The sequence below is a fragment of the Acidithiobacillus sp. HP-11 genome, assembly GCF_015100075.1.
GTDB lineage: Bacteria > Pseudomonadota > Gammaproteobacteria > Acidithiobacillales > Acidithiobacillaceae > Acidithiobacillus > Acidithiobacillus thiooxidans.
The window spans coordinates 1-7,580 of record NZ_JACKYY010000071.1; the positions used below are offsets into that span (position 1 = coordinate 1).

The window sequence follows — 7,580 nt, forward strand, 5'->3', positions numbered from 1 at the left end:
GGTTTCAACAGCCTCATTCAATCCGCCAAGGCCAAGGCTCGGGGTTACCGCACGCACAAGAACTTTATCAACATGGCCTACCTGATCCTGGGCAAGCTGGATCTCAGGCTACCCACTTGAAATGACGAGGAACCAATCACAGTATGAAAATTTTCGACTTCGAATCCATCGACTCTCAATCAGAACTACTTGTGATGGATTCACTAAGAGGCCATCCGTTCGGCGATCGTCAAAGAGCGGTTATGTGGTATGGTGCCATTCATCAAAATAACAATGACCGTTCACAACCACTGGCAACTGTTCTTTTCCATGATGTTAATGATGGCAGATTATATGGTGAGTTCCGCTGCCATAAAGTGTCCGCCCTAAATTTAGGGCTTCTCCCTATTGGTAGTGTCTGGCATGAGGGGAAGATGGTTTCACGGGCAAGATTTACTACAAAGCAATTCAAGGTTGATTTTTCACATCGCGGATGGGAATACTACACCTTAAATGGAGACAAAGAACCTTTAGTTCCACCCAACGTATATCCTCTGTTCTACCCCTGCAAGAATGACCTTGCCGGAAGTTGGATGCTTAAGTTCTTCCTTGGCAACGATCAAATCCTACTCATTCCATCTCTGGTGTTTTTTACGCGTTGCTATGGCAGTTCGGCTTTGCGTCGTCACTTCCTGACATTACCATGGGCGGAGATAGAAAACAGACTGTTCTCTAGATCTGAAGAACTAAACGATGAAGAAGCAAACAATAATTGGGCAATTTTCTTACCCAGCACAGCGCACAAGTCTGATGTTCACATCCTTTCTCATATCAAGTATGACAACTACGCTACACTTCAAGCAAAACATATTGCTGCACAGGCTTTATCAAGCGATGAAAACAATCGGATTTTTCTAAAGGTAGCTCCCTGGTTAAAGCAAAAAGGTAAAATAAGCGTTTCAGGTTTTTACATTAAGGAAACAAAAACATTTCTCGCATTAAACATACTGGGTATTGGCCCTGAAAAATATCCACCGTATTTAATTTACAAGTACCACACCAAAACCACTAACTTACCGGAAGATGAATTTTCTTGTCCGTCTTCTACGACCCAGACATCAAACGATGAACATTCAGATCCAGAACTACTTGATAACAAATCACCGAACTCGAATGGCAAGTTAAAGAGGTTTTCAGAGCCAGCTTTTGAATGGATCAACGTACCAAATATTAAATCCAAAAAACTAACGCGCGAACGTTCATCAAGAAAAAATGACAGCAAATCAGAAGATAAAAAATTAACAAACCTGGAAACTCCCACATCCGATGACACATTCTCAACCAGTGAAGCTTACGGTTCTAGTGGCAACACCACAGAAGCGCTAACACATAGCAAGCAACCAACAGAATCCATTGACAAATTATGGTCAATATGGAAAGCTATCAATGATATTGCTGAAAGAAACAAAAAACACATAACGGCCGTGTATCACTACGATATCACAAACGGATTTTGCAATTCAGGTATCCCAAGGCTCATAAATTTTCCTCTAAAAAGAGAAAATAATAATGCCACAAAAAACAACAACACCAACGATCAGGATATCAAAATGCTCCCTCGTAGATTTCCATTAACATATGGAAAGCCCGAGAAAAGAAGGGGATTATTACTGGTTAAAATATCATTCGCTAACACTGATATATACGTCCTTGACATTCAACATCGCACGGATGTGGCCGGAGAATCATTTGCAGGCTTGGCTTTCACGCTTACGTCAATCGAGAATTTTGACGTTTTTTTGCGTTCGCTGATTGATAGCATCATAGCCAATAACGGACATGTAAGATCAATAGCTAAGAATTGGAGAAACGGGAAAGCATTTGCCTATCATCATGTAGATTCACCAAAGAAGATGACAACGATGCCTGAAAACACGGTACAAAATATTTTAGTAAAAATGATGAAATTGCTTGGAGTTAATATATCTCTTAGGCTTATTAACCATGAATAAGCATAGTATAATAAATATGTTAAAAAATATCACTAACAAGCTGATATAACTTTTTTTGCAAACTTTAATGCATACCGGCTTACTGAGTTTTCCCCAGCCTTCAGGCTGGACGGCGCAATCTTCTCTTTCGGGGCAGGGTCCTGGCAGCACATTTTCAAACCTGGTTACCGGTTGTGGCTGGGACCACCATTGGCATGATGCTCGCTAATGGTCCCGCTGTGTTTTTTGGGCACCATTTTGCTGACCGCCTTCCAATCCGTTGGGTACATGCAATAGCGGCTGTGCTTTTCCTGATTTTAGGTGCCGTTGCTTTGCACAAAGCTTTGGCTTCATAAAAACATCAACAAGTAGCAGTCCCAAAAAGGTAATATTTACCGACAACGGGTGAGTAGGGATGGTGTATTCTCACCTGGCTTATGCCCTCTATTCACCCATCTCACAAAGCATTTCCATTGGTTAGTTCTACCAGATTCACATCTAACCGGAGAATGCCGACCAAGGCAGTTGATAAATCACCTCCAGGATGCGTAACCACCTGAACATCCGGTTGGATTTTTATACCCGGTATGATTCCAAATGTGCTGGTTATTTTATAGTGGACCCCAATTTCCGGACGGTTATTTAAGATGGTAACCTGCTGTAAATAAGGAGCAGGTTGTGAGTGAACGGAAGCGCAAGATTTTTAGTAGTCAGCAGAAAGCCAAGGTCGCACTTGAAGCGGTTCGAGGGATCAAGACGGTCAACGAGATCGCTCAGGAATTTGGCGTGCACCCGACTCAGGTGGGACTGTGGAAGAAGGAGCTGCAAGAACAGGCGGCAGGCCTATTCGAAGCCAAGCGTGGCCCCAAGCCGGTGGATCAATCCGCCAGCACGGAGCGGCTCTACTCAGAGATTGGGCGGCTCAAGATGGAACTGGACTGGCTTAAAAAAAAGTCCGGGATAGCCCAGTAGAAACGCGCAAACCTTGGGTCAACGTTCTTGACCCCTTGGCACTGACCCGGCAATGCGAACTGGCAGGGGTTGCCCGCTCTACCGTCTACGCGCCGCGCCCTGTGCCCAAGCCGAACGAACAGGAATTGACGCTATTGGCACTGATCGATGCCGAATACACGCGCCACCCGTTCTACGGCAGCCGCAAGATGACCGTGTATCTGCGCGGCATGGGACATCGGATCAACCGCAAGCGGACACAGCGGCTGATGGGCATACTGGGACTGGCCGGCATGGCGCCAGGGCCGAATACCAGCCTTCCGCATCCCGAGCACAAGGTTTACCCGTATCTGCTCAGAGGCATGGAAGTGGCCCGGCCCAATCAGGTGTGGAGCACGGATATTACCTACATCCGATTAGCGCGAGGGTTTGTCTACCTGGTGGCGATCATTGACTGGTACTCGCGCAAGGTACTGGCCTGGCGATTGTCGAATACCATGGACACAGGATTTTGTCTGGACTGTCTGGATCAGGCACTACAGACTTACGGCAACCCGGAGATATTCAATACCGATCAGGGCAGCCAGTTCACCTCGGCGAGCTTCACCGGGCGGTTGGCGGCAGCAGGCATCCAGATCAGCATGGACGGGCGTGGCCGGGCATTGGACAACATCTTCGTGGAACGGCTATGGCGGAGCGTCAAGCACGAAGACGTGTATCTGAAAGGCTATGCCACCTTGCCGGAATTACTGCTGGGGCTGACGGAATACTTTGTATTTTACAACACCGAGAGAATGCATCAATCGCTGGACTACAGCACGCCGGACGAGGTCTACCGGACAGCGAACGGTGGCGGCGCAACGATAGTGGATAAATTCGCCGCGAAAAAAGAAAATCGTCAGGAAACAGAATCAGAAGCAAAACCGGGGCAGCGCCGTGCCGCTGCGTGTGAAAGGTTACCCTCTTAAACTCGGCTGATTATTGTCTTGACAGAGGGGTCCACTATACTACCACACTGAGAATGTGTGTCTGTTCACCGTTTGCGTCGATGGCGTTTTTCATGGTTTTGCCATCCATGGCCAAGGCGCTATCCGCCGTTTCTCCCCAGGATTCACTCCAGAGTCGGAGTGCCCGATCCAGGGTGTCTGGCTCCACCCGCACCAGGCAATCCCGGATCACAAATTCACTGGGGACGACATACTGTTTATTCTCGCGTCGGCAGCCGAAGCGCTCGCGGGCGGGCTGCCCGAGCCCTTGAGCCCAGTCCGCCATGGCTTTATAGCCCGACATGCCGCAGAGCGTGGCGCCGGCTGCGATCCCCAGCACGACGGATAAGCGATGGCGTCTTCCTTGAGGTCTGCGAGGGTCTTTGATCTCCGAGAAGCAGAGCGGTAACGCGCGCATTTCTTCGGCATTGAGCATGCGGTTGGGGTCTCCGGTGAGTTGTAGGTGGGCAAAGTCTGGGTGGGTCAAATGGGCTTGGGGGGCGCGTATCAGCGGCCGGACAAAGACCCGTTTGGAGGCGGTTGGGGTGGCGCTGTAACCGTTTGAGGTACGCCGATAGCCTTGCGTCAATCCCAGTTCCATCCAGTTGGCCGCACGATACACGCCGCCGTAAAAACGCTGCGGATCGACGAAGGTTTCCAGCAAAAACAAGGGATGCCCGAAACGGGCTTGCCAATCGGATACGATACGCCGCTCAACCAGGGACAAGACGCGCGACCCCACATTGGGCCGATGCCAATCCGGCAAAATCAGAAAGCGGCTATTATTGGCAATGAGCCTCAGACGCCCATATTGAGAACGGAAATCCCAACCGATCCAGCGATCCCGCACCGCACATTTCCATGCGGCCCCGGACAGGCTGATCAGCGCCACCCATTGATCCTGCCAGGTAGCGACGTACCACAGGGTCTCGCCTATTTTGGGCACCGCACCCAGATAATGATGCGCAGCCATCAAGGCCTGATAGCGGGCTTCCTCGCTGCGCTGGATGGGGCGTACCTGGATACTGGCGAGGGGCGAATTGAAGGATTTGATCGTTTCCATACCGCCCGTTATATCTGAAATCGGGGTCGGTGTCCAGCATCGGGGGGTATTGCTCTGGTTTATATCAAGATTATTCTTAGAACAAATCTACCGTGTATCGGTTGGTGTTAATATTGCATTAGACAGTAATTGAGTGATAGCATGGTGCAATCTAAATTACGTTGGCGCCTCATTATTTTCTGGCCATGCAAAAGTCGAAATCCTCGCTCCTTGTTTCGCATTCATTCGCCGCCTGGCGCACTGCTTTTCTGCCGTCAATGCGCCAGTGTTCCGCGCTTGGCCGCTATTCTCGTTTTCTGTTTCGCTGCACAGGCCGCAAATCCTGTTTTCATGTTTTGTCGTTTTGTTCCGCATTGTTTCGCACCACGAAAAGCATACAAACTATGTCATCGCTAACCCTCGGTTCAAGCGGAGCGCGCGAAATGCCGGTTCACTTCGTAGTTGGCGCCTCGCGCGCGCCCGCTTAACCTAAACGTTAGGCCCACAGAGGAATCCACATGGAATTCGTCTATCACTTTTTCGCAGGTGCGTTTCTCTGCAATTGCCTTCCGCACCTCATAGCAGGGCTTCAAGGTGCACCATTTCCTTCGCCATTTGCCAAGCCGTCCGGCATCGGTAATTCTTCTCCGCTGGTAAACGTTCTATGGGGATTTTTCAACCTTGTGGTCGGCCTCGTACTTCTGTCACTTGCGCCTTTCGCTATGAAGTTGAGCCTGTCGCTGTTTGTTTTTCTAGTCGGTTTCTTGGCAATCGCAATATTTTCTGCAGTTCACTTCGGCCAAGTCATGGAACGTCGTCGTGGTTAACGTATGTGGGCCTAACAAATCGCTGCAGCTGCCAGCCATCCCGCTACGCGGGCTGTCGGCGGCTGAGCTCTAGCGTTAGCCTTCACAAGAATCATGCTCGTTACGGTAGCCAAGTTTCTTGATCCCTGGGAGGCCTACGTAGTACGGGCGAGGCTCGAAGCAGACGGCATTCCGGCTACGGTTGCATTTGCAAATCATGCCATCGTAAATTGGCCAATGTCTTTGGCACTTGGTGGCACGTGTGTACAGGTACCACCAGAGTTCCTGACACAGGCTAAAAACCTCTTCTCAGACTACCAAGCAGGGATTCTTGAAGACGAATTGAACGAGGTAGTCGGCTTGCAACGAGAGCATTGCCCGCGCTGTGGTTCCACAAATTTCAAGCGTACTATGCAGTTGCGTAAGCGCATATACGCAATATTTGTTGTTCTGGTCGTCGCAGCATTCCCTACCAATTTCATAGCTGGTTTCAGCATGCGGCAATCCCCGAAGCATGGCCCGCGAAAAACCCAGGGATACTGCATCTTTCGGCATCTCCGGAAGATAGCCTGCCAATTTGAGCCCGCCTCCCACATACCAGGGGACGGGATTGATTGGATTGGGTGCGCCTCCACCCACCAGAAAGGCGCCCCAATGCAACGCATCGGATGTCCATCGGTATTCACCGATGCCATAGAAACCGCTGGTGTCCGGGCCTAGAGTAGCTGCTAGAGCTGCCCTCTGTTGGTTGCGAAAAATCCCCGCTTTGAGAGTGTAAGAACCGGCGTCGAATTTACCCGTGTGATCCAGTTCAAGCAGTGAAAGCGTTCCCCGATTCAATGGCTGCTGCCAAGGCTGTTGAGCATCAGCTCCAAAAATGCCAGCATTTAAAGTTGTGCTTCCCTGCCCAAGAGTCACCATTGCGCCAAGACTGGAAAATGGATAAGTCGAAGAACCTTCCAGATTCTGACTCCAGTTTGGAAAAGTGCCATAAGAGGCATTGAACAGGTCGCAGGACAAGCCGGCATCATCAAAATAGTCATTGGCGTTCATTAAACCGACGCGTACGGTTACCAATGAGATTCTTTGGCGGTAATACAACTTATAGACTCTCGACACATTGTAAGGCGTAGTCAATCCACTGATTCCCTGAGTATCGCCAACATATTCGTCCGGTTGGCCGGTCACCACAGCCAGATACGTCGCTACCAAACGTCCGTCAGGCCAAAATCCTGCCCCCTGACTGCTCCAGGAAAAACCTCCCTGGAAATAGGCAGTGCCAGTGCTGCCCAGCGCAGCGCCACCGCTAAGATTGCTGTCCAACTCACCTTGGAAATCTGCAATGGGAGAAAATCCATCCCCTAACTGAGTCCGGTTATCCGCCCATGCAGGAGCTTGACCAAGAACAGAGAGAAACCCAAGCATATAAAAATAGCGCCGCAGATTTATTGTGCATCTGCCTGAGATTGAAACCATGTTTTATGACATTCCGGGGATACTGATGACTCCACCATAAACGCCCAGCCCCGCAGAAAGCACAGAGACAACGGCCACCAGCCAAAAATACCAACCACTGATCCGATGTTCCTTTGGGAGCGCTTTGACTGGTTCCTCGCTGTTTTAAGTGGGTAGCTTGAGATCCAGCTTACCCAGTACGAGGTAAGCCATGTTAATAAAATTCTTGTGGGTGCGATAGCCCCGTGCCCTGGATTTGGCGGACTGGAGCAGACTGTTGAAACCTTCCAGAGTGCCGTTACTCAGATGGCTCTGAGTAACGGCACTCTGGAAGGTTTCAACAGTCTGCTCCAGTGGTTCTGCATGGTAT

The 7,580-nt window shown here is 49.8% G+C and carries 6 protein-coding genes and 1 pseudogene; 4 read left to right on the forward strand and 3 right to left on the reverse strand.

Annotated elements, in window-relative coordinates; translation table 11 throughout:
• Positions 1-143 precede the first annotated feature (143 nt).
• The 3 genes from H7F08_RS14355 (at position 144) to H7F08_RS14365 (ending at position 3,889) form a co-directional block, all read left to right on the forward strand.
• Positions 144-1,991 (forward strand): hypothetical protein, encoded by a 1,848-nt coding sequence (locus H7F08_RS14355; RefSeq protein WP_193640913.1) that lies wholly within the window; start codon positions 144-146, stop codon positions 1,989-1,991.
• A 140-nt stretch (positions 1,992-2,131) separates the two neighbouring features.
• Complete coding sequence (locus H7F08_RS15960) at positions 2,132-2,326, forward strand: TMEM165/GDT1 family protein (protein ID WP_193640917.1); 195 nt, start codon at positions 2,132-2,134, stop codon at positions 2,324-2,326.
• Positions 2,327-2,648: 322 nt separating this feature from the next.
• Positions 2,649-3,889 (forward strand): IS3 family transposase gene (locus H7F08_RS14365; RefSeq protein WP_413541263.1). Its coding sequence is split into 2 segments (ribosomal slippage): positions 2,649-2,925 and positions 2,925-3,889, totalling 1,242 coding nucleotides; the frame shifts between segments, so codons are not numbered across the junction.
• Positions 3,890-3,923: 34 nt separating this feature from the next.
• Here the strand turns inward: H7F08_RS14365 and H7F08_RS14370 are convergent.
• On the reverse strand, positions 3,924-4,970 hold the full coding sequence (locus H7F08_RS14370; RefSeq protein WP_193640914.1) for a Druantia anti-phage system protein DruA: 1,047 nt from the start codon (positions 4,968-4,970) through the stop codon (positions 3,924-3,926).
• Positions 4,971-5,467: 497 nt separating this feature from the next.
• Between H7F08_RS14370 and H7F08_RS14375 the strand changes: the two genes are divergently transcribed.
• Entirely contained in the window at positions 5,468-5,776 is a 309-nt protein-coding gene (locus tag H7F08_RS14375) for a hypothetical protein (protein WP_193640915.1), read from the forward strand.
• A gap of 288 nt (positions 5,777-6,064) precedes the next feature.
• Here H7F08_RS14375 and H7F08_RS14380 read toward each other — a convergent pair whose 3' ends face one another.
• Together H7F08_RS14380 and H7F08_RS14385 are read right to left on the reverse strand one after the other, a co-directional pair.
• Positions 6,065-7,078 (reverse strand): carbohydrate porin, encoded by a 1,014-nt coding sequence (locus H7F08_RS14380; protein WP_227487892.1) that lies wholly within the window; start codon positions 7,076-7,078, stop codon positions 6,065-6,067.
• Positions 7,079-7,375: 297 nt separating this feature from the next.
• Positions 7,376-7,580 (reverse strand): annotated as a pseudogene (locus H7F08_RS14385) (transposase); the annotation flags it as partial.

Bases quoted from the DNA above. Each gene is read 5' to 3' on its own strand.
- H7F08_RS14355 (WP_193640913.1), top strand. From the start codon at position 144: ATGAAAATTTTCGACTTCGAATCCATCGACTCTCAATCAGAACTACTT.
- H7F08_RS14375 (WP_193640915.1), top strand. From the start codon at position 5,468: ATGGAATTCGTCTATCACTTTTTCGCAGGTGCGTTTCTCTGCAATTGC.
- H7F08_RS14370 (WP_193640914.1), bottom strand. From the start codon at position 4,970: ATGGAAACGATCAAATCCTTCAATTCGCCCCTCGCCAGTATCCAGGTA.